General features: G+C 48.1%; 19 protein-coding genes. 8 read left to right on the plus strand and 11 right to left on the minus strand.

The genetic code is table 11. The features are described from left to right. Positions 1-26: 26 nt before the first annotated feature. Both C7U56_RS06675 and C7U56_RS06680 read left to right on the plus strand, forming a co-directional pair. Complete coding sequence (locus C7U56_RS06675; protein ID WP_107000668.1) at positions 27-3,425, plus strand: YodL domain-containing protein; 3,399 nt, start codon at positions 27-29, stop codon at positions 3,423-3,425. 4 nt (positions 3,426-3,429) lie between these two features. Continuing rightward, the gene (locus C7U56_RS06680) at positions 3,430-3,639 is read left to right on the plus strand and encodes a transposon-transfer assisting family protein (RefSeq protein WP_071705128.1); all 210 of its coding nucleotides are present in this window, start codon (positions 3,430-3,432) and stop codon (positions 3,637-3,639) included. A 192-nt stretch (positions 3,640-3,831) separates the two neighbouring features. Here the strand turns inward: C7U56_RS06680 and C7U56_RS06685 are convergent, their stop codons facing one another. The 4 genes from C7U56_RS06685 to C7U56_RS06700 form a co-directional block, all read right to left on the minus strand. After that, on the minus strand, positions 3,832-4,227 hold the full coding sequence (locus C7U56_RS06685; protein ID WP_007709549.1) for a hypothetical protein: 396 nt from the start codon (positions 4,225-4,227) through the stop codon (positions 3,832-3,834). Positions 4,228-4,290: 63 nt separating this feature from the next. Beyond that, positions 4,291-5,628 (minus strand): relaxase/mobilization nuclease domain-containing protein, encoded by a 1,338-nt coding sequence (locus C7U56_RS06690; protein WP_107000669.1) that lies wholly within the window; start codon positions 5,626-5,628, stop codon positions 4,291-4,293. Then, entirely contained in the window at positions 5,589-5,918 is a 330-nt protein-coding gene (locus tag C7U56_RS06695) for a plasmid mobilization protein (protein ID WP_002584958.1), read from the minus strand. The genes C7U56_RS06690 and C7U56_RS06695 overlap by 40 nt, the downstream gene beginning before the upstream one ends. Positions 5,919-6,119: 201 nt before the next feature. Then, entirely contained in the window at positions 6,120-6,476 is a 357-nt protein-coding gene (locus C7U56_RS06700; RefSeq protein ID WP_107001002.1) for a helix-turn-helix transcriptional regulator, read from the minus strand. A gap of 398 nt (positions 6,477-6,874) precedes the next feature. Here C7U56_RS06700 and C7U56_RS06705 point away from each other — a divergent pair, with 398 nt between their 5' ends. The 6 genes from C7U56_RS06705 (at position 6,875) to C7U56_RS06735 (ending at position 11,725) form a co-directional block, all read left to right on the plus strand. Further along, a complete protein-coding gene (locus C7U56_RS06705; protein ID WP_003431289.1) occupies positions 6,875-7,060 on the plus strand; it encodes a cysteine-rich KTR domain-containing protein in 186 nt (61 codons plus the stop codon). Positions 7,061-7,076: 16 nt separating this feature from the next. After that, positions 7,077-8,060: a 23S rRNA (adenine(2503)-C(2))-methyltransferase RlmN gene (gene rlmN / locus C7U56_RS06710; RefSeq protein ID WP_002584956.1), complete on the plus strand. Its 984-nt coding sequence runs from the start codon at positions 7,077-7,079 to the stop codon at positions 8,058-8,060. Between the two features lie 473 nt (positions 8,061-8,533). Beyond that, positions 8,534-8,971 carry a sigma-70 family RNA polymerase sigma factor gene (locus C7U56_RS06715; protein ID WP_003502131.1) on the plus strand — a complete coding sequence of 146 codons (438 nt, stop codon included), beginning with the start codon at positions 8,534-8,536 and terminating at the stop codon, positions 8,969-8,971. Then, positions 8,955-9,197, plus strand: a complete 243-nt coding sequence (locus C7U56_RS06720) for a helix-turn-helix domain-containing protein (RefSeq protein WP_002604473.1) — start codon at positions 8,955-8,957, stop codon at positions 9,195-9,197. The genes C7U56_RS06715 and C7U56_RS06720 overlap by 17 nt, the downstream gene beginning before the upstream one ends. A 494-nt stretch (positions 9,198-9,691) precedes the next feature. After that, positions 9,692-9,946: a DUF6870 family protein gene (locus tag C7U56_RS06730; protein ID WP_003431297.1), complete on the plus strand. Its 255-nt coding sequence runs from the start codon at positions 9,692-9,694 to the stop codon at positions 9,944-9,946. 96 nt (positions 9,947-10,042) lie between these two features. Further along, on the plus strand, positions 10,043-11,725 hold the full coding sequence (locus tag C7U56_RS06735) for a recombinase family protein (RefSeq protein WP_107000670.1): 1,683 nt from the start codon (positions 10,043-10,045) through the stop codon (positions 11,723-11,725). A 526-nt stretch (positions 11,726-12,251) separates the two neighbouring features. Here C7U56_RS06735 and tuf read toward each other — a convergent pair. The 7 genes from tuf to rpoC all read right to left on the minus strand — a co-directional run bounded on the left by tuf (position 12,252) and on the right by rpoC (position 22,871). Then, positions 12,252-13,445 (minus strand): elongation factor Tu, encoded by a 1,194-nt coding sequence (tuf, locus tag C7U56_RS06745; RefSeq protein ID WP_107000672.1) that lies wholly within the window; start codon positions 13,443-13,445, stop codon positions 12,252-12,254. 155 nt (positions 13,446-13,600) lie between these two features. Beyond that, entirely contained in the window at positions 13,601-15,721 is a 2,121-nt protein-coding gene (gene fusA / locus C7U56_RS06750; protein ID WP_107000673.1) for an elongation factor G, read from the minus strand. 15 nt (positions 15,722-15,736) lie between these two features. Next, positions 15,737-16,207: a 30S ribosomal protein S7 gene (gene rpsG, locus C7U56_RS06755; protein ID WP_022358473.1), complete on the minus strand. Its 471-nt coding sequence runs from the start codon at positions 16,205-16,207 to the stop codon at positions 15,737-15,739. 305 nt (positions 16,208-16,512) lie between these two features. Then, positions 16,513-16,932: a 30S ribosomal protein S12 gene (rpsL, locus tag C7U56_RS06760; protein WP_022358472.1), complete on the minus strand. Its 420-nt coding sequence runs from the start codon at positions 16,930-16,932 to the stop codon at positions 16,513-16,515. A 392-nt stretch (positions 16,933-17,324) separates the two neighbouring features. After that, the gene (locus tag C7U56_RS06765) at positions 17,325-17,741 is read right to left on the minus strand and encodes a DUF5684 domain-containing protein (RefSeq protein ID WP_022358471.1); all 417 of its coding nucleotides are present in this window, start codon (positions 17,739-17,741) and stop codon (positions 17,325-17,327) included. Between the two features lie 21 nt (positions 17,742-17,762). Beyond that, positions 17,763-18,860, minus strand: a complete 1,098-nt coding sequence (locus C7U56_RS06770) for an N-acetylmuramoyl-L-alanine amidase (protein ID WP_107000675.1) — start codon at positions 18,858-18,860, stop codon at positions 17,763-17,765. A 360-nt stretch (positions 18,861-19,220) separates the two neighbouring features. Beyond that, positions 19,221-22,871 (minus strand): DNA-directed RNA polymerase subunit beta', encoded by a 3,651-nt coding sequence (gene rpoC, locus C7U56_RS06775; RefSeq protein ID WP_107000676.1) that lies wholly within the window; start codon positions 22,869-22,871, stop codon positions 19,221-19,223. Position 22,872: the final 1 nt, after the last annotated feature.

Genomic DNA, 22,872 nt, shown 5'->3' on the forward strand with positions numbered 1-22,872 from the left:
ATCGAGAAAGGACGTGATGAAACAATATGCCGTATTCTTCATACGACCATGACAAATTGGAAACCGCCGAAACCATGCGGATAGAACGCCGGATATATTTTGAAGCAAAGGACGGGGAGATTGCCCCCTATGTTTCTTTGCCGCTGGAACAGCTACACGCCATGCGCGAGGAAAGCGCGGCAGCGGAACAGGCGATTTTTAACGATCTCTCAAGCCGCGCCGCCGCATGGGAGGAACAGGCGGGCAAAACGCTTTTGCTTGACAAAGCGATTGAATACACAAGGACAACCGTTGTGCAGCACACTTCTAACGAGTGGCAGAAAGGCGAATATGACCGATATACCCGCAGCAACCGGGTATATCAGATGAACTACCACATTTACGAAAACACCCGTTACGACAGGGAGAAGCAGCAAAGCGTCCCTTACTCCTATTCTCTCACATGGGGCGTTTATACCAACAGCCCGAACAGGAACGGGCAAGCGAAGATTGCCGGACAGGACAGAAAAGTTTTTTCCGACAAGGCGGCTATGGAAAAGTATCTGAATGGACGTATCAAAGCATACGACCGTCTGTTTACGGAAATCTCCCCGCTTATCCCGCAGGAGTACGCCGAGCATTTCAAAGTAAACGGTATGCTTTTACCGGGCTATACCATTGAGGGCGAGGAACCCCCGCAGCAGCAGCCACAGGCGGCAGCTATCCCCGAAACCACCGGGCAGCAAAAGGAGCGTGAACACATGAGCGAACAGTTTTCTATTATGATTGGCAACCGCAGCCGTTTTGAAGCGGGCGACCCCGTCGGTTATTGGCTGGATATGCCCGCCACAAAGGAGCAGCTTCACGAAGCTATGCAGAGCGTCGGCATTACCGCCGACAACCCGCAGGATTTTTCCATTCGCGGCTTTTCCGACGACCCGGAAAAACATATTGCCTTGCCTTATGACATGGTATGCGCTGCCAACGTGGACGAACTCAATTTTCTTGCGGCGCGGATTGAGCAGCTGGACCCCGCCGAGATCGGCAAGCTGAACGCAGCTTTGCAGCAGAAAAACGGCTTTGAGAACATCGGACAGGTAATCGACTTCACCTACAACGTGGATTTTTACGTCCATATTCCCGAAGTACATACCTACCGCGATTTGGGCGACTACTACTTAAATCAATCCGGCATGGTACAAATGCCCGAAGAATGGAAAGGCGGGATTGACCTTACCGCTTTTGGCAAGAACGCCGCCGAGCAGGAAAAGGGCGCGTTTACCGAATACGGCTATATCGTCGAAAGCGGCGACGAGTGGGAGCGTCAGTTTGAAGGGCGCGAAGTGCCGGAGGAATACCGCATTATGAGTTACCCGCAGCCGGAGCGCGGCGAACAGGATAAAGTCTTTATGGACGCAGCCGAAGCGCAGCAGACAGAAACACCGCCCACCGAGCCGCAGCAGCCCCGCCCCGTCGTACCGATTATCCTTTCTTCTGAAAAACCCGGCGACAAGGTAAAGGAGATCACCGCCCGTCTGGAACAGGGCATACAAGCAATTTTTGACAGCGACCGCTACAAAGAGTTTTTAACGGCTATGTCAAAGTTTCACGATTACAGCTTGAATAACACTATCCTAATTGCCATGCAGGGCGGCAATTTGGTAAAGGGCTATTCACAATGGCAGAAAGAGTTTGACCGCCATGTGAAAAGCGGCGAGAAAGGTATTAAAATCTTTGCCCCCGCCCCCTACAAGGTAAAAAAGCTGGTGGATAAAATCGACCCCGACACAAGAAAGCCCATACTTGACAGCGAGGGAAAGACGGTTAAGGAAGAAAAGGAAGTTACCGTTCCCGCCTTTAAGGTTGTAACCGTCTTTGACATTTCGCAGACCGAGGGCAAGGAGTTTCCCGACCTCTCCGTCAAACCGCTGCTTGCCGATGTGGAACAGTACGAGGACTTTTTCGCTGCCCTTGAAAAAGCGTCCCCCGTTCCGATTGCTTTTGAGCAGATCACAAACGGCGCAAACGGATATTTCAGTTTGACCGATAAGCGAATTGCTATCAAAGAGGGTGTGAGTGAGCTGCAAGCGGTTAAGACCGCCATTCACGAAATCGCCCATGCGAAGCTGCATGACGTGGACTTAACCGCCCCGCTGGAGGAACAAAACCGCGTTGACCGCCGCAGCCGCGAGGTACAGGCTGAAAGCGTTGCCTATACGGTGTGTCAGCATTTCGGGCTTGATACGTCGGATTACTCTTTCGGGTATGTTGCCGGGTGGAGCAGCGGCAAGGAAATGACCGAATTAAAAGCGTCCCTTGAAACGATACAGGCAACCGCAAAGGAACTCATTACCGAGATCGAGGGGCATTTTACCGAATTGCAGCAGCAGCGGCAAGCCGAGCAGGAGCAGGAAGCGAAAACAAAAGAAACCTTGCTTCTCAACGGCAAGGAGGACAGCTACGGGATTTATCAGTTAGCCCGCAGAGAGGAAACTATGGATTTGCGCTTTGAGCCTTTCGACCGTCTGCAAGCAACGGGGCATTTCGTTGACCGGGCAAATTATGAACTCGTCTATACCGCACCGCTTACAAAGGATATGACGCTTGGCGGCATTTGGGAAAAGTTTAATATCGACCGCCCCGCCGACTTCAAGGGGCATAGCCTTTCCGTTTCCGACATTGTTGTGCTTCATCAGAACGGCGAGAACACCGCCCATTATGTAGACAGCATAGGTTTTCAGCAGGTGCCGGAGTTTTTACAGGAGCAAGCGCAGCAGACCCCCGTATTTGATAAGCTATCTCCCGAACAGCAGCAAGCCCTATCCGATACCGTAAAAGATACGCTGCAACTGCTTGTAGACGCAGACAAGCGGATTTATGGCGACGTTACGGGCAAGACCCTTGAAGCAATCGCGGCGCAAGGGTATTCCTACAAGGGCGGGCAGCTTGAAAAGCAGCAGCCGGAAGCGACCCCCGAAAGCCTTATGACGGGCGAAACCGTCAGAACGCCGCGAGGGAACTTTTACATTACCGACATGAGCCGCGAACAGATCGAAGCGGCGGGCTTTGGTTTTCATCATGCGTCGGAGGACGGGAAGTATCTCATTATGGGAAATGGCACACAGGCTTATGCCATAGCCGCCGAGCAGCCGCAGCGGGATAATCCCTTAAAGCACGTTGAGGACATTGTAGAGCAGAACGACAACAACTTTGACGGGATTATCAATAATACGCCGCAAACGCCCACCGTCGCGGATTTGGAGCAGCGGGCAAAGGCGGGCGAAGCGATTTCCGTTACCGACCTTGCGAAAGCGGTAAAAGCCGAGAAACGGGAGCAGCCGCAAAAGAAACCGTCCATTTTGAAGAAGCTGGACGAGTACAAGAAACAGGCGGCGCAGCAGCCGAAAGACAAGCAGAAAGAGCAGAAAAAGGATTTGGAGGTTTGATAGTATGAATATCCGCTTTACCATTGAGGAAGAAAACATAATTGCGATTTACGCCGAGGACAGCCGGGAAAGGACGATTGATAATATCAACTCTGCCATGCCCTACATGGACGAGGATATGCGCCAGCTTGCCGCCGCAGCGGTAAATAAGCTGCAAGCTATGACGGACAGCGCATTTTCCGAAACTGTCTTTACTCTCACCGACGACGAATAAGCCTTAACGAAACGGGGGCGCGGCTGCCGATTGTTGGCACCGCGCCCCATTCTTTTTTGCGTTTTCGTGGAACATTAGAAAGGCACTTTTTGAGGTTTGAGTATAAAGTATCGTCTATGCCGTTTTCGCGCTCTGGAAGCCGCAGAAATACAGCCATTTTCAGCCCTTAACGTTCCACTTGCTACCCTTGTTTTATGCTTTATCTCTTGCCTTGATATGGAGAAGCAGCATGATGATAAAAGCAAGCCCGCAGACCACATAAAACCAAAGTTGATCTGCATTGGAGATAATAAACGCCAGCAGCCCGAAAATAACCGCCCAGGCAGCGGACAGCAGCACCCCGATTACCCAAAATCCAAAGCGTGTTTTTTGGAGAAACAGCAGCAGCGCGAATACAGCAGCGCCGATCAGCACGCATAATGCAGGGTGCAGCGTGAAAAAGTGATTGCAGCACACGCCGGATATAATACCGAGGGCGATACTGTCAAAAACAATGATATGCCCGATAAAAAGCCCCACTACCATAAGGATAAAGCTAACTACAAGACCGATTATTAAATAGGCTCCCGCCGCCGCTAAATAGCCCATATATACACTTCCTTTGTTCTTTGAATACAGTTTGATTGTAACAGGTTTTTGTGAAAAAATCTATTAGCCCCGTTCCTGTTCTTTCGCCCTGCTTTGGGACGGATATAGAATACTGTCAACGTTCTTTTTGACAACGCCGTATTCCTGCATTTGCTTCTTGGCTTGCCGATAATCCTCATACAATTTGCTTTTCCTGTCGTTTAAGCTGCTATACTCCTTACGCAGCGCGGCGAGATCGGGCAGCTTCTTTATCTGCATTTCCTTTAATGCCCTTGCCGCAGCTTCAAACAGGATAATTTCGCTTTCATGCCCCCGCAGATACTTTTCCTTGTCCGGCGATTTTCGGTATTCATCGTAAATCGGTTTTAACTGTCGGTATGTGGTGGTGTGCTTGATAAGCAGCGACAAATCAGACATACGCTGTTCCACTTCCTTAACCGCCTTTGCCGCCGCGTCATGAGCGGTCATAATATCGGCTATCTTGCTTTCAAGTTCGCTATAATACTCAATCTTGTTTTCGGTTAGGAAGTTCATGCTTTTAGCAGCCTGTTTCAGATTATGGATTTTTGCCCACCGTTCATAGCCCGCCGACTGTTGGGCTTTGATACTGTTTTCAAGATCGACGACAAGCCGGATTTTCTTATCTTCCCGCAGCGTTTTTGTTTTGGCAACATACACGCCCTTGATACGCTCCTTTATCGCTTCTTCCGTATAGGCCGCGCCGAGCGTCTTTGTGCGGGTAAACCGTTCCTGTCCGGCAGCGCGAAAGGAAATGTATTTGCCCTGTTTGATTTCATACCCCATTTCCTGCAAGCGGCGCAGCAGTTCGTCAAAATCTTTCACTTGGGGAATGAGAGTATCTATCGCCGTTTTCAGCTTTGCTTTGTAGCTTGTCCCTTGCTTTTCGGCGGTGTATTCTGCATAGCTTTTTCCCTTGTCCTGTCCCGGTACGACGACGGATAGCCCATGCTCTTTACATATCCTGTCGCTGGTGCGCCGGATAAAGTGATAGCTTTGCTTGTTGGAATGGTACTTTTTGTAGTCAACGAAGCTAACCGCGTTGAAAATCAAGTGATTATGCAGATGGTCTTTATCGACGTGAGTTGTCAAAACAAACTCATACTTGCCGCCTAATACCGCCCCGGCAAGTTCCATGCCGATTTTGTGCGCTTCTTCCGGTGTGGTTTCTCCCACCGCAAAGGATTGTATCAAGTGCCGCCCTAAATGTGTGCCGCGATCTCCGGCAGCTTCCCGCGTCCATGCAAACTCAATATCGGCGGTTTCCAGCCCGCAGCCGAAAGAGGACGCAAGCAGCTTCCCGTCTGTCTTTTCGGGATTTAAGATATAGTCTATCGCAGCCTTTAAGGTTGATTTAATAGGGTGCGTCTTTGTAACCGCCATATCTCGTCCACCGCCTTTTTAATGTCCTCTATATCCTGCCTGTAAACCGTCCCCGTCGCATTGGCGCGTTTTGCAATTTGGTTGATGTTCCGGCTCACCGCTTGCAGTTCCCGGATATATGCTTTTGTGTCGCTTCGGTCAACGACAAGAATATACCCGTCTATCGCCATTTTACGGAAGTATGCCCCATACTGCTTTATGGGAAGCTGCTTCATCTTCTCGTCGATCAGCCGCTTTTCTTCTTCCGTAACGTAAAACTTCATCTGTATATTTCTCTTTCGGTTTTCCATTTCCGCACCGCCTTTCGGTATAAGGGTTTGGGATTATCCCAACAAGCATTTTCCGCAAACGGGTACTCGTTTGCTGTGCTTGCTATCTACTCCATACCCCCACCGAAAGGCGGTATTTGTTGCGCGTTCCTTTGATTTTGGACGCAAAAAAAGATTGCAGCCGCCATGCGCTGCAATCTCCCGATTTCTCATATTGTGAGGTTAATCCTCTGCTTTTTCGACTTCCGTTATCTCCCTTGCTGTTGCGGTTACAATCCGTATGCCTTTATCGCTCATACCGTCCAGCAGCGCGTCAAGCTGCCGCCGCCCGGTGGATTTCTCCGCATTGCTGTTCGGGAAGAATAATTGATCTACCGAAATATGATACCGGGTTACAAGGTCATAGAATACCTGTAAACTCGGCTGTTGTCCCTTGTTCTCGATATTCGCAAGGTAGCGCGGGGAAATATATAACTCGTCGCTTACCTTTTTGCGGCTCTCGCCGTATTCATTTCTCGCGGCTTTTATAGCTGCCCCGAAAGCCTTAAAGTCGTACAATGGTACGGGTCTTTTTGCCATTTTCATTCACCCTGTTACATTTTACAGTTCACCTTTCTTTTTGGATATGTCCACACAATTCATATCATTAGGTTAAATACTTCCTGTTGTGTATTGACAGTAGACTGATTTTCTGATAAAATAAAATTTATGTAAAAGGAGGCGGCGTTTATGTTGCATAGCATGCGTATTAGATAAGCATTGAAAAAAAGGATTTTCCCATTTTCAACATGGGCTTTTTTGTCATGCTTATTTTGCGGATGCTATACAAAAAACTAACGACGTATAGATATAGTATAGACATAGTGCAAGCTATGCCTTAGTTTTGTTGTACTGCTCTGTGCATTATAAATGCAGGTCAATGCTCATGTTGAGGATTGACCTGCATTTTTTTGTGTAAAAAGGACGAGTGAAATATAATGCTTAAAAAATATTGGATAAAATGTCCGATTTGTAACGGAAAGACGAGAGTTCAAGTATTTCATAATACTGTATTAAAAGATTTTCCTCTTTTCTGCCCTAAATGCAAATTGACGCATATCATTGATGTAGAAAAATTAGAGATTGTAATCAAAAATACAGAAAAACAAACTTTTATTATTTAGAAGAAAGGATATAAAAATGAAACGTTTACCTAAATATACGCCTGCGGAAGTACGGAATGATCCATACGGATTTACTTACAAAGAAATGTCGGAAGTTATTGGCGAGAATGAAGCAAAAGCCTTATATGAAGAATTATATAAGCAATTACCACGCAAAAAAAATCTATCAATGTTGGTAAAAAATATTTGCAAAAGCAGTGATACTGAAAAGTATGTTTACGAACTGAAAGACAACAAATACATTGAAACGGTTTTTATCAAGCGGCGAGATGGTGGAACTGTTTGCGTGAGCACACAAGTCGGTTGTCCTGTTGGTTGTATTTTTTGTGAGTCCGGGCGAAATGGCTTTGTTCGTAATCTAACATCGTCAGAAATCGTACAACAGATTATATTGTTGCGTCGAAAAGTAAACCGTATCGTTTTTATGGGTATGGGAGAGCCTTTATTCAATTATGACAACTTGATAAAAGCAATCCATATTCTCCGAGATAGATATGGGCTCAACTTTCCAACCGACGGCATTACCATATCAACAGTTGGTCCGGTCGATCAATTAAAAAAATTGCGCGAGGAACATCTTAAAATTCAGTTGACAATATCTTTACACGCAGCAACACAATCTGCAAGAAATCGTATTATTCCTCACATGCGCATATATGCTATTGAAGATGTTGTTAAGCAAGCCTTATCCTATTCTGAAAGGCATAATCGCAAAATTGTCTTTGCGTATTTGCTTTTACCGGGTATAAATGACCGGCCCTCAGATGTAAGACAACTTGCAAAATGGTTTCGGGGCAAAAAAGTTATGATTAACGTGTTACAATACAACCCAACAAGCAATTCAAGAATTAAAGCACCACAGAAACGGGAAATAGTTGCATTCAAACATCAATTAGAGCAAGCAGGACTTGAAGTTACTATGAGAGTTTCTCATGGCAGAGAGATTAACGCGGCTTGTGGACAGTTAGCTAACACATATAATAAATTCAAAAAAAAATGATTAAAAGTGCCAGACGCATAGACGCAGAGCCGATAACGCATTAGGTCAAAAAACCTATGTGTTATCGGCTTTTTTATTTAATATTGCGCAAAAGCCGCTGTTCCCTATTATAGAATGGATTGCGGGTAGTGTATTAAAGTCGCCCTTTTTTAAGGATACGGCGGTATCGGGGAGGTATCGCCGTGTCCATTTTTATTTACTGTAACCCGCCTAATGCTTTGCGGTCAAAAAAAGCTATGCTCCGCAAGCGGGATATTCCGGCTATGAGTATGAACTGTCAATACATCTAAATACTTCTTACATTTCCTTTGCGCTCGTCCGCGTCTTGCGGACGGGCGCATTTTGCTTTTTTCAACTTTTTTCTGAAAAACGCACTCAAGAGCCATCTCCCGAACGGGTACGGAGCGAAAGGGGCAGAGAGGACAAGCCCTTAACTCCCGTCCTCTACTCCACGCGGGAAGGAGGTGAACTCTATGGAGCTATCTTCTTCCGACAAGGAAAGAATACAACATCAGTACGACGCATTAGCAAAGAAAACTTTGGTTGGCGAAGCGAAAAGCCACCGCCGCACTCTTGCGAAACGCGCAGCACGCGAAGTACCTTTTTCGGATTTGAGCGAAAGCGAACTCGCGCAGCTTTTCACAACGGACGAATACAAAAGCGATTATTTCCGTTTTCAAGTGTCCGGCTTTGATGTACTCGTCAAAAATGAACTGCTTGCCGAAGCCCTTAACGCTTTGCCCGAAAGGAAACGCGACATTATCCTTTTGTCCTACTTCTTGGACATGAGCGACGCGGAAATTGCTGAACTGCTGAATGTTGTACGCACGACGGTTTTCCGGCACAGGAAATCCGCGCTTGCGAAAATCAAACAGTATTTGGAGGGAAAAGCAGATGATGAATACCGTTAGGAAATCTGAAAATCTGTTGCCGTTCCCTGTCATTTCCGCAGCGGCAAACGGCGACACAACCGCCATGTGCGCGATCTTGAAGCATTACGAGGGTTACATAGCGAAACTTTGTACCCGCACGCTGAAAGACGACGCGGGCAATACCTATTCCTATGTGGACGAGGAAATGCGTAACAGGCTGCAAGTGCGCCTTATTACCCGCACCCTTGCTTTTCATGTAGGATAATCTTTTAGCCCATGCGGGGAGCGTGTCCCCTTTCCACGCTTCCCGTTATGGGCTATTTGTCGTTCCGTAACAGCACATCGGAAACGGTGTACTGTTACAGGCCGACAAAGCCTATTGTTCCTTGTCAAAGAAAGCCCGCAAGATAACGGCGGCGCAGTATAACAGGCAAACGAATACATACCGCTTATATCGAGCCGAACAGCGTGTACGCCAGGACAGCTTTTCACACAGGGAAAGCCGAGCGAGAAATACCGCGCTGCAAAACAGGTTTAGCAGCTTGTGGGCGACGACATATAGGCGGGACGAAACGCCTTTATAGCCATAGTCCGAGCGTTAAGAGCGTCGCAGGCATTGGGTAAAGCTGCCTTAAATGAGCAGGGGTGAAACTCCCGCGGTGCTGCCGCTGACAGCCGTTCGTTTCTGCCTTATTTCTCATATCGTACAAGCCGGAGCGCATATTCTGTATTATGTCGCTATACCGGGAGGGAAAGAAGATGATTAACAAGGTGCAGCTTCAACAAATGAGAAGCGTTGATATAACACAGGTAGACCGCAGCACTTTGGTTGACATTCGGAATATCCATATCGACAGTTCTTTGCCAGCGGCAAAGAAAATGCAAAATTACTTTGAGCAGATCGTAAATCCTTACTGTTTTCTTTGCGGCGACACACCCGTAAAAATACGGTTTGTGGCAGAGGATAAAACATTGAAACAATCATTGTGCGACTACTTTTTAAGTCTGAAATGACTTGCCTACTTTCCCTACCCCAAAGGGTAAAGACCTTGTGATTATGGGGCTAAAATGGTATAATAAACCCGTAATTATAGGGGGAAAGGAGGTATTATGCCCCGCATACGCAAAGACAAAACGGCACGCAGCTACGCCGAGCCGTTTTGGAAAATCGGGCTATACATTCGACTATCCAAAGAGGACGATAACGAGGACGAAAGCGAGAGTGTTATCAATCAAGAAAAGATACTCCGCGACTTTGTAGACAGCTATTTTGAGCCGGGTACTTTTGTCATTGTAGACGTGTTTGCCGACGACGGATTGACAGGCACAGACACAGCGCGACCAAACTTTAAGCGGCTTGAAGGCTGCATTGTCCGTAAAGAAGTAAACTGCATGATTATCAAATCCCTTGCACGCGGTTTCCGCAACCTTGCCGACCAGCAGAAGTTTTTGGAGGAGTTCATACCGATTAACGGCGCAAGGTTTATTTGCACAGGCACGCCATTTATTGATACCTACGCTAACCCCCATTCGGCAAGCGGGCTTGAAGTACCTATAAGGGGAATGTTCAATGAACAGTTTGCCGCCACCACTTCCGAAGAAATCCGCAAAACTTTCAAGATGAAACGGGAGCGCGGCGAGTTCATCGGTGCATTTGCCACCTATGGTTATAAAAAAGACCCGAACGACAAAAACAGCCTATTGGTAGATGAAGAAGCAGCGGAAGTTGTGAAAAGCATTTATCATTGGTTTGTGAATGAGGGGTACAGCAAAATGGGGATTGCCAAAAGGCTTAATCAAATGGGAGAGCCTAACCCCGAAGCCTACAAAAAGAAAAAAGGATTGAAGTACAACAATCCTAATTCCGGCAAAAATGACGGGTTGTGGTCTGCCAGCACGATTGCAAGGATATTGCAGAACGAAATCTATACGGGCGTAATGGTACAGGGCAGACACCGCGTTATCAGCTACAAAGTACACAAGCAGATCAGCGTCCCGGAAGATGAATGGTTTGTCGTCCCCAACACACACGAAGCGATCATTGACCGAGAAACATTTGAGAAAGCGCAAGCCCTACATAAGCGCGATACAAGAACGGCACCGGGCAAACAGGAAGTCTATTTAATGTCCGGCTTTGTCCGTTGTGCGGACTGTCAAAAAGCCATGCGGCGAAAAACCGCCCGCAATATTGCCTACTATTCTTGCCGCAGCTACACAGACAAAAAGATTTGCAGCAAACATTCTATCCGGCAGGATAAATTGGAAAACGCGGTTTTGGCAGCTTTGCAAATGCAAATTGCCCTTGTAGATCAGCTTGCAGAAGAAATTGAACGTATCAACAATGCGCCTGTAATCAACAGGGAAAACAAACGGTTATCCTATTCATTGAAACAGGCAGAAAAGCAACTAAAACAGCACAATGACGCTTCCGACAGCTTGTACCTCGATTGGAAAAGCGGCGAAATCACAAAAGAGGAATACCGCCGCTTGAAAGGCAAGATTGCAGAACAGATACAGCAGCTTGAAGCAAATATCTCTTATCTGAAAGAGGAAATGCAAATCATGGCTGACGGTATCGGAGCCGACGACCCGTATCTAACCGCCTTTCTGAAATACAAAAACATTCAGAGCCTAAACCGGGGAATTGTAGTTGAACTTATCAAAGCGGTTTGGGTGCATGAGAACGGGGAAATAACGGTTGACTTCAATTTTGCCGACGAGTACCAGCGAATTATTGATTACATCGAGAACAACCACAACATCATTACGGTGATCGAGAGCAAGGCGATATGACGGGCTTTCTACTCACCGCAAAACAAAAGTTAATGTTGTGCATAAATAAACGGCTCTACAGGAGCTACCGGCGCAACGGGTCCTACCGGCGCTACAGGTCCTACCGGTCCCGCCGCCACCGTTACCGCCGCTGCTCCCGTCGCAGATGCAACAAGTGCTGAAGATGTCGTTGAACGCTTCAATGAACTTCTTGCCAACCTGCGTGCCGCCGGACTTCTGGCAACCGACAATGCGTAAAAGGCTGAAATTCTGTGAAAAAGAATGTACCTTGACACATTCGGGCGTCTCGCGCGGTCGCTTGCGACATGTTTCTGCTTCGCGCGAGTACGCATCCTCGCGGAGCGTTTGTTGTTTCATAGAACGCAATTTCCTATGAAACAACAGAAAAACCCCGGAAACCTTACGGTTCCGGGGTATCTCTTACGTCTGGACACAATGCGCTTCCTGGAAGCGACTTTATAATATATATACGGTACATCTTCTTGCCTGCTGCGCATACAAGAAGCACCTTTGTTTAATTCATTGATTACTCGATGATAGTAGCAACTCTACCAGATCCTACTGTACGGCCGCCCTCACGGATAGCGAAACGAAGACCCTGCTCCATAGCTACCGGATGAATCAGCTCTACAGTCATCTCTACGTTGTCGCCCGGCATACACATCTCGGTACCAGCCGGTAACTCACAAACGCCTGTTACGTCAGTGGTTCTGAAGTAGAACTGCGGACGATAGTTGTTGAAGAACGGAGTATGACGACCACCCTCGTCTTTTGTCAGAACGTAAACCTGAGCAGTAAATTTCTTATGGCATTTTACAGAGCCCGGTTTAACCAGACACTGACCACGCTGGATGTCAGTTCTCTGAACACCACGAAGCAGAGCACCGATGTTATCACCAGCCTCAGCCTGATCAAGCAGCTTACGGAACATCTCGATACCAGTTACAACAGTCTTACGAGTCTCCTCGTGAATACCAACGATCTCAACCTCATCGTTCAGTTTCAGAGTACCACGCTCAACACGGCCGGTAGCAACAGTACCACGACCTGTGATGGTGAATACGTCCTCGATTGGCATCAGGAACGGCTTATCAGTAGCACGTACCGGATCCGGAATGTAGGAATCTACAGCGTCCATGAGCTCCATGATCTTGTCGCCCCACTCGCCGTTCGGATCTTCAAGAGCCTTCAGAGCAGAACCCTGGATGATCGGTGTGTCATCGCCCGGGAACTCGTACTCGTTCAGCAGGTCTCTGATCTCCATCTCAACCAGCTCAAGCAGCTCCGGATCGTCTACCATATCGCACTTGTTCATGAATACTACGATGTACGGTACGCCTACCTGACGGGAAAGCAGGATGTGCTCTCTTGTCTGAGCCATAACACCATCGGTAGCAGCTACAACCAGAATAGCGCCATCCATCTGAGCAGCACCAGTGATCATGTTCTTAACGTAGTCAGCATGTCCTGGGCAGTCAACGTGTGCGTAATGTCTCTTCTCTGTCTGATACTCAACGTGTGCAGTAGAGATAGTAATACCACGCTCTCTCTCTTCCGGAGCTTTATCGATATCCTCGAAGTTCTCAGCTGTGTTACCAGCTACTCTTGCAGCCAGAACTTTTGTGATAGCTGCTGTCAGGGTTGTTTTACCATGGTCTACGTGTCCGATAGTACCAATGTTACAATGCGGTTTAGTTCTTTCAAACTTTGCTTTTGCCATTTTAAGACGTCCTCCTTAATTTACACCCAATACGGGTATCTCAATTTATGTTAGGCTGACTCTAATTATATTCGATTAGAGCCGTTTTTTCAAGCCTAATATTGCTTTTCCGGGCAGTTATCTGCCCGGAAAAGGCAATATAGTTACATTTTTAATTATTTCTCAGCTTTTCCAGCAAGAACTTTCTCCTGAACGCTCTTCGGAACCTGCTCATATTTCTCAAAGAACATGGAGTAGTTACCACGTCCCTGAGTTCTGGAACGAAGGTCGGTAGAATAACCGAACATCTCTGCCAGCGGAACATAAGCCTTAACCAGCTTGCCGCCGCCGATGTCTTCCATACCCTCGATACGACCACGACGAGAATTGATATCACCGATGATATCACCCATATACTCTTCCGGCATGGTTACCTCAACCTTCATGATCGGCTCAAGCAGTACCGGGTTACCTTTACGCATAGCATCCTTGAATGCCATGGAACCTGCGATATGGAAAGCCATCTCAGAAGAGTCGACCTCATGGTAGGAACCATCGTATACGTCAGCGTGAACGCCGAGTACCGGGAATCCGCCGAGGATACCTGCCTTAGCAGCCTCTTCGATACCTTCGCCTACAGCCGGGATGTACTCTTTCGGGATAGCACCGCCGACAACGCTGGACTCAAACTTGAAGGTCTCTTCGCCGTTCGGATCCATCGGAGTGAAGTGTACCTTACAGTGACCGTACTGACCACGACCACCAGACTGTTTTGCATACTTGCTGTCTACATCTACAGCCTTTGTGAAGGTCTCTTTGTAAGCTACCTGCGGAGCACCTACGTTAGCTTCAACGTGGAACTCACGAAGCAGACGGTCTACGATAATCTCCAGATGGAGCTCGCCCATACCAGCGATGATTGTCTGACCAGTCTCTTTGTTTGTATAAGCACGGAAGGTCGGATCCTCCTCTGCCAGTTTTGCAAGAGCCTCGCCCATCTTGTCCTGACCAGCTTTGGTCTTCGGCTCGATAGCGATGTCGATAACCGGCTCCGGGAACTCCATGGACTCCAGGATTACCGGATGCTGCTCATCACAGATAGTATCACCTGTGGTGGAGAACTTGAATCCGATCGCTGCTGCGATATCACCGGAGTAAACCTTTTCCAGCTCGTGACGCTTGTTGGCATGCATCTGAAGGATACGTCCAACACGCTCTTTTTTGTCCTTTGTTGCATTCAGTACATATGAACCGGAGTTCATAACACCTGAGTACACACGGAAGTAAGCCAGCTTACCTACGAACGGGTCGGTCATGATCTTGAATACAAGAGCGGAGAACGGCTCTTCGTCGGAAGAATGTCTTACAGTCTCGTTGCCATCCAGGTCAACACCCTTGATCGGCGGGATGTCAAGCGGAGACGGCATGAACTCGATGATTGCATCCAGGAGCTTCTGAACACCCTTATTTCTGTATGCAGTACCACAGCATACCGGGATTGCCTGACACTCGCAGGTTGCTTTTCTTAATACTTTCTTTAACTCATCTACAGACGGCTCTTCACCCTCAAGGTAAGCCATCATCAGATCGTCGTCCAGCTCGCAGATCTTCTCTACCAGCTCGGTGTGGTAAAGCTCAGCGTCATCCTTCATATCCTCCGGGATATCAAGGATGCTAATGTCCTCACCCTTATCATCATTGTAGATGTATGCTTTCATCTCGAACAGGTCGATAATTCCCTTGAAATCATCTTCCTTGCCGATCGGAAGCTGTAAACAGATAGCATTCTTACCAAGTCTGGTCTTGATCTGCTCTACACAGCCATAGAAGTTTGCACCCAGGATATCCATCTTGTTGATGAATGCCATACGCGGTACATTGTAGGTATCAGCCTGACGCCATACGTTCTCAGACTGCGGCTCTACACCACCCTTAGCACAGAATACACCTACAGCACCGTCCAGTACACGCAGGGAACGCTCAACCTCAACCGTGAAGTCAACGTGTCCTGGAGTATCGATGATGTTGATACGATGCTCCAGAGCGCCTGGTTTCGGTTTGCAGTTTTCCTGCAGAGTCCAGTGACAGGTTGTCGCTGCAGAAGTGATGGTAATACCTCTCTCCTGCTCCTGAGCCATCCAGTCCATGGTAGCAGTACCTTCATGAGTATCACCGATCTTATAGTTAACACCAGTATAATACAGAATACGCTCAGTAGTGGTAGTCTTACCAGCATCGATATGAGCCATAATACCAATATTTCTGGTTCTCTCTAACGGATATTCTCTTCCAGCCAAAGCTTTTTCCTCCTATTAGAATCTGTAATGAGCAAATGCCTTGTTAGCCTCTGCCATCTTATGCATATCTTCTTTCTTCTTCACAGATGCACCAGTGTTGTTAGCTGCATCCAGAATCTCTTTTGCCAGTCTCTCTTCCTGAGTCTTCTCGCCTCTCTTACGGGAGTACAGAGTGATCCAGCGAAGTGCAAGAGCCTGTCTTCTTTCCGGCTTAACCTCGATCGGTACCTGATAGGTAGCACCACCGATACGTTTTGCCTTAACTTCCAGAACCGGCATGATGTTGTTCATTGCCTCTTCGAAAACCTCTACAGCTTCCTTACCGGATTCTGCAGCGACACGATCAAACGCGCCGTATACGATCTTCTGAGCAACGCCCTTTTTGCCGTCCAGCATGATGTTGTTGATTAATTTAGTAACAACCTTGTTGTTGTACAGCGGATCCGCTAATACGTCTCTTTTCTGAGTATGTCCTTTACGTGGCACGTTACTTCCCTCCTTAATATCTGCTCCGGCGGGGAGCCGCGGGAGCCATTCATTAGATCTTAGGTACTCGCATTGAACACTTAGCGAGGTTCCTCACGAGCTTAGTGTGAAAGCGCACCTGCGAAACGAGCGCGTCTTTCAGCGCGACATTGAGCATGGTGCTTCCTCTCTTCCTACTCGGCAGGTTCTCTCTAAGTTCAACCTGCGTCTCGTGCGCGGTTCTATGATTCCCTGCAACCTACAGGATCAATATCAAAGTCCGGCACATTCATTCTAAATCTAATAGAACTTCTACCTAATTAAAATTATTTCTTGTCTTTCGGTCTCTTAGCGCCGTATTTGGAACGCGCCTGTTTTCTGTTGGCTACGCCTGCAGTATCAAGAGTACCTCTGATGATGTGGTATCTGGTACCTGGTAAGTCTTTTACACGACCACCACGAATCAGAACAACGCTGTGCTCCTGTAAGTTGTGTCCCTCACCCGGGATGTAGCTTGTTACTTCGATACCGTTGGAAAGACGAACTCTGGCGATTTTTCTAAGAGCAGAGTTAGGCTTTTTAGGTGTTGCAGTCTTAACGGCTGTACACACGCCTCTCTTCTGCGGTGCAGAAACGTTGATAGCTTTCTTCTGTAAAGAGTTGTATCCCTTCTGCAGAGCCGGAGCTGTTGATTTCTTTTCAGATGTCTGTCTTCCCTTTCTTACTAACTGGTTAAATGTAGGCATCCTTTTCACCTCCTGTGATATTGTCTGTGGTTGCTTTTTTAAGCTTGTATTTCCGCGCAGAAATTCCTTGAATTTTGCACGCTTACTTATTATAGCTAGTTTGAGTTGCACTGTCAAGGTATAAAATGCAAATTTTTCCCGTAAAATAAAGGGTTTGTTACTGTTCACGCATACGTGCCCAGTAACGGAATTTGCCGTGGCTTCGCATTTAAATACGGCAAATTCCTGCTGCCACCACGTTTTCTTACGGCACTTTCGGTTCCAAAAGTGCCTACCTGTGAGCAGTAACAAGGGTTTTGCGCTGTAGACAGGTACAGTGCAAAACCCTCTATTGTCTCATCTGACTCTTTTTTTCTGGAAAATATCTTAAATATCCCGGAACTTCATTTCCGCTACTCCTGCGGTCCCATGTACTCCGAATCACCAAAACCAAGAATCAGCATAAAAAGCGGATTCAGGAAAAATAAACCAATCGTAAATCCTATCCCGTGACCATAGGCACACGCCAGCTTATAGAGTGCCACCACATTCATGAGTGCTGTTCCCAGAAGCGCAAGCGAACCGATAACTCCCACGATTCCGCCGAAGGAATTTAAAATACCTCCGCCGACCGCCAGTCCGAGTGCCACCCAGAAATACTGCACATCCCAGGTCAGCCGGTACTGTACATAGCCATTGTAAATCGGAATGATGGATTTCCATCCTTCTTCCCCGGCTTTTGTAAAGATCTTCCAGTATGCAATTACCTGCAGAATATAAAAGATAAACGCAAATAATGCATATGCCATAATAAACGCCACCAATCCCATACGCTTTCCTCCTTTCAGTTTTTACTGTCCGAAGAATATATTCACGCCAGCCAGCAGTCCGTTCGCCAGAGTCTCAAGCGTCGCACCCGAATGATCGGACGCCTTATCTCCCAGCTCAATATCCACACTCGGAATCGTTGAATAGGAAGTCTGGGTCAAATCCATCTCCATGCTGCCTTTAGAATAAATCTTCACACCCGCGCTCTTTAAGCCGCTGATCAGCGACTCGCCCAGTTGGTTGTGCTGCTTCCAATGAGAGGCAACCGGCTCCATCGCACGGTAGGTTGCATTGCTTGGAACGCTCATGAAAAAGGCACCCTTGTTGCTGCTGGTTGAATCCCAGTGCAAGGCTATATGACAGTCCGCGTTGTTATTCGCAATGACCGTACGAGCTATATTATCCAGCTGTACATCATCTGATTCACGGATCATCAGTACATCATAGCCTGCATTCAGAAGTTTTGTCTTAAGCACCTTTGCCATAGCAAGTGTTACCTTGCTCTCTGCTGTTCCATCTGCAAAGGTCATACCGCTGGAAACTGCCACTGCTGAGGTAGCACCGGCTCCGGTTGTGCCGCCGGTTACTTTCGCACTTCCATCCGGATGACACTGGGTCTTGACGCTTCCGCCACCGTTTGTTCCATGTCCGGCATTGACACAGACCACTTTATTTTTCTTGTTGGAAGCAGTCGAGCGGTACAGGGTCGCAGTTCCGCTGTTGATCTTTGAATAATTTGCGTATTTATAATTAGAAGAAAGTGCGATCGCCGTGCCGCCGGATGTCTGCGCTCCCGCTGCTGTCTGGCTGGTTGTCTGGACAGCACCTGCAGATGCCGGTTTTTTGCTTGTCACATAGGCGGATGAAACGTAATACTTCTTTCCATTCAAAAGAATCATCGTCCACTGCCCGCTGGTTCCCACGCGCTCCAGCTTCTGACCGTAGGACAGATTGCCCGCGATATTATTGTCCTTGATCTGCGCCGATGTCCGGTAGCGCAGGGAAGACGTATTGACATACACCGAGTCACCTGCCAGCGCGATCTGCGACATACCGGCTGTCATCAGCAGAGCCGCCGCCAGTCCCAGTGTGTGTTTTTTGAGCCAATTGTGTCTCTTCATCTATATAATCTCCTTCCAATGTCTCTATTTTTAAAATAATTGTTTCTGTTTTGAAAGTCTAAAATCGTTAAATTTGTTCTTTAAATTTATACAATTTAATCACATTACTTTGGATTTTAAACATTTCCTTTATAAGTATAACGGATTTTCCCCTTCGATTCAACCAATCCCGCGCTTCTATTTCTTACGGTTTTCTGTCTATGATATGGCAGGAACGAATGTGCCTTGGCACATTCGGGCGTCTCGCGCGGTCGCTTGCGACAACCTACAGCTTCGCGCGAGTGCGCATCATTGGCACAAAAAAAGACCGCCGCATCTCTGCGGCGATCTCCAAAAAACGATTCCGTTTTTCATTTTTAATTATTCTTCACTCAGCTCATCCTCGTTGAGTACAATCTTGTCTGCCTCGTCCAGTTCAGCCGGCTCGTTGAAGTCGTCCTCTGCCAGATCGATATCATCCTCTTCCTCAACATCTGTGTTCAGCTTGATGGAGCGGTAACGCTTCATACCGGTACCAGCCGGAATCAGCTTACCAATCAGAACGTTCTCCTTCAGACCAATCAGCTTATCTACCTTTCCGTTGATGGCAGCCTCGGTCAGAACCTTGGTTGTCTCCTGGAAGGATGCAGCGGATAAGAAGGAGTCGGTTGCCAGAGATGCCTTGGTGATACCCAGCATAACCTGACGTCCGATCGCCGGCTCTTTGCCCTCGGCTTCCAGCGCCTCGTTCATCTCGTTGAAATCGAGTACATCCATGGATACGCCCGGCAGTACGTCGGAATCTCCACTTTCCTCAATCTTAATCTTCTTTAACATCTGGTGTACGATCATCTCGATATGCTTATCGTTGATTTCTACACCCTGTAAGCGGTATACACGCTGTACTTCCTGGATCATGTAATCCTGTACGGCGCGAACGCCCTTGATCTTCAGAATATCGTGCGGGTTCACGCTACCTTCGGTCAGCTCGTCACCAGCCTCCAGAACCGCGCCGTCCTGAATCTTGATACGGGAGCCGTAAGGAATCAGGTATGTCTTGGAATTGCCCGTCTCATTATCCGTGATAATGATCTCACGTTTCTTCTTGGTATCTTTGATGGTTGCCACACCGCCGAACTCAGCGATGATAGCAAGTCCCTTCGGCTTACGTGCCTCGAAAAGCTCCTCGACACGCGGAAGACCCTGTGTGATATCGCCACCGGCAACGCCGCCCGAGTGGAACGTACGCATGGTCAGCTGTGTACCAGGCTCACCGATAGACTGTGCCGCGATGATGCCGACTGCCTCACCGACCTGGACCGGCTGACCGGTTGCCATGTTGGCACCGTAGCACTTCGCACACACACCGATATGGGATTTACAGGTCAGGACGGTACGGATCTTGATGGAATCTCTGCCCTGTTTCTTCAATGCTGCCATAACAGCCGCTGCACGCTTCGGCGTACACATATGATTCTTCTCAATCACCACTTCACCTGTATCCGGGTCTGTGATTGTCTCAGCGATGAAACGTCCTGTGATACGCTCCTGCAATGTCTCGATGGTCTCCTGACCATCCATGAATGCCTTGATCTCCATATACGGAATCTCCGGCTTATCCCAGCAGCAGTCCTCCTCGCGGACGATCAGATCCTGGGATACGTCTACCAGACGTCTGGTCAGGTAACCAGAGTCGGCAGTACGCAGAGCCGTATCGGACATACCTTTTCGAGCTCCGTGTGCGGAGATGAAGTACTCCAGTACGTCCAGACCCTCACGGAAGTTGGACTTGATAGGAAGTTCAATCGTATGACCGGTCGTATCTGCCATCAGTCCTCGCATACCAGCAAGCTGTTTAATCTGCTTATCCGATCCTCGCGCACCGGAGTCAGCCATCATGAAGATGTTGTTATATTTGTCAAGTCCTGTCAGCAGGTCGTGAGTCAGCTGATCATCGGTTGCCTTCCAGGTCTCGATAACTTCTTTGTAACGCTCTTCCTCTGTGATAAGACCACGGCGGAAGTTCTTTGCGATATGGTCAACCGTTGCCTGCGCGTCAGCAATCAGCTTCGGCTTGCTTGCCGGTACGGTCATATCGGAAATCGATACGGTCATGGCTGCACGTGTAGAGAACTTGTAGCCAATCGCCTTAATATCATCCAGGGTGATCGCTGTCTGGGTTGCACCATGGACATTGATAACCTTCTCCAGAATCTGCTTTAACTGCTTCTTGCCTACGTGGAAGTCAACTTCCAGTTTCAGCTCGTTCTCTTTCTGGGAACGGTCTACGAAGCCCAGATCCTGCGGGATGATCTCGTTGAAGATGAAACGTCCAACGGTAGACTCGATGATACCAGTCTTCGTTGTGCCATCCGGCATCGTGCGGGTTACTCTTACTTTGACACGGGAATGCAGGGTAACAACCTTGTTCTCGTATGCAAGAATCGCCTCGTTGATGCTCTTGAATGCCATGCCCTCGCCCTTGGCGCCCGGACGTTCCTGGGTCAGATAGTAAATACCAAGTACCATATCCTGAGAAGGAACGGCTACCGGACCACCATCGGACGGTTTTAACAGGTTATTCGGAGAAAGCAGCAGGAAACGGCACTCTGCCTGTGCCTCCACGGAAAGCGGAAGATGTACCGCCATCTGGTCGCCATCGAAATCGGCGTTGAATGCGGTACAAACAAGCGGATGCAGCTTGATTGCCTTACCTTCTACCAGAATCGGCTCGAATGCCTGAATACCCAGACGATGCAGTGTAGGAGCACGGTTTAACATAACCGGATGCTCTTTGATTACATCCTCGAGAACGTCCCAAACCTCCGGCTGAAGGCGCTCTACCATCTTCTTTGCATTTTTAATGTTATGAGCGGTTCCGTTGGAAACCAGCTCTTTCATAACGAACGGTTTAAACAGCTCGATCGCCATCTCTTTCGGCAGACCGCACTGGTAAATCTTTAACTCCGGTCCTACGACGATAACAGAACGTCCGGAATAGTCAACTCGTTTACCCAGCAGGTTCTGACGGAAACGTCCCTGTTTACCCTTTAACATATCGGAAAGGGACTTGAGGGCACGGTTGCCAGGACCGGTAACCGGACGACCGCGGCGGCCATTGTCGATCAGGGCGTCAACTGCCTCCTGAAGCATACGTTTCTCGTTGCGCACGATGATATCCGGTGCGCCGAGCTCCAGAAGTCTTGCCAGACGGTTGTTACGGTTGATAATACGGCGGTACAGGTCGTTTAAGTCGGAAGTTGCGAAACGTCCGCCATCCAGCTGTACCATCGGACGGATATCCGGCGGGATAACCGGGACAACGGTCATGATCATCCACTCCGGTTTGTTGCCGGAATTTCTGAATGCCTCTACGACTTCCAGACGCTTGATGATACGGGCACGCTTCTGTCCGGTTGCATCCTGTAACTGGTTTCTCAGATCCTCAGAATCCTTCTCCAGGTCGATCGCCTTTAAAAGCTCCTGAATCGCCTCGGCACCCATGCCGACACGGAAAGAACCGTAACCGTATTTTTCGATCTCGTCACGGTACTCCTTCTCAGACAGAACCTGCTTCATCTGCAGTCCGGTCTGTCCCGGATCCAGCACGATATAGGAAGCGAAGTACAGAACCTTCTCCAGAGTTCTCGGAGAAATGTCCAGAATCAGACCCATGCGGCTCGGAATTCCCTTGAAATACCAGATGTGGGAAACCGGAGCTGCAAGCTCGATATGACCCATGCGCTCACGGCGGACGCTGGCTTTTGTAACCTCAACGCCGCAGCGGTCACAGATAACACCTTTATATCTGATTTTTTTATATTTACCACAGTGGCACTCCCAGTCCTTGCTCGGTCCAAAGATTCTCTCACAGAACAGGCCGTCTTTCTCCGGCTTTAATGTTCTGTAGTTGATGGTCTCCGGCTTTTTAACCTCGCCGTGAGACCACTCCAGAATCTTTTCAGGGGATGCCAAACCGATCTTGATTGCGTCAAATGTCAATGGTTGATATGTTTCATTTGTCTCTGGCATG

Source organism: Clostridium fessum (assembly GCF_003024715.1).
Lineage (GTDB): Bacteria > Bacillota > Clostridia > Lachnospirales > Lachnospiraceae > Otoolea > Otoolea fessa.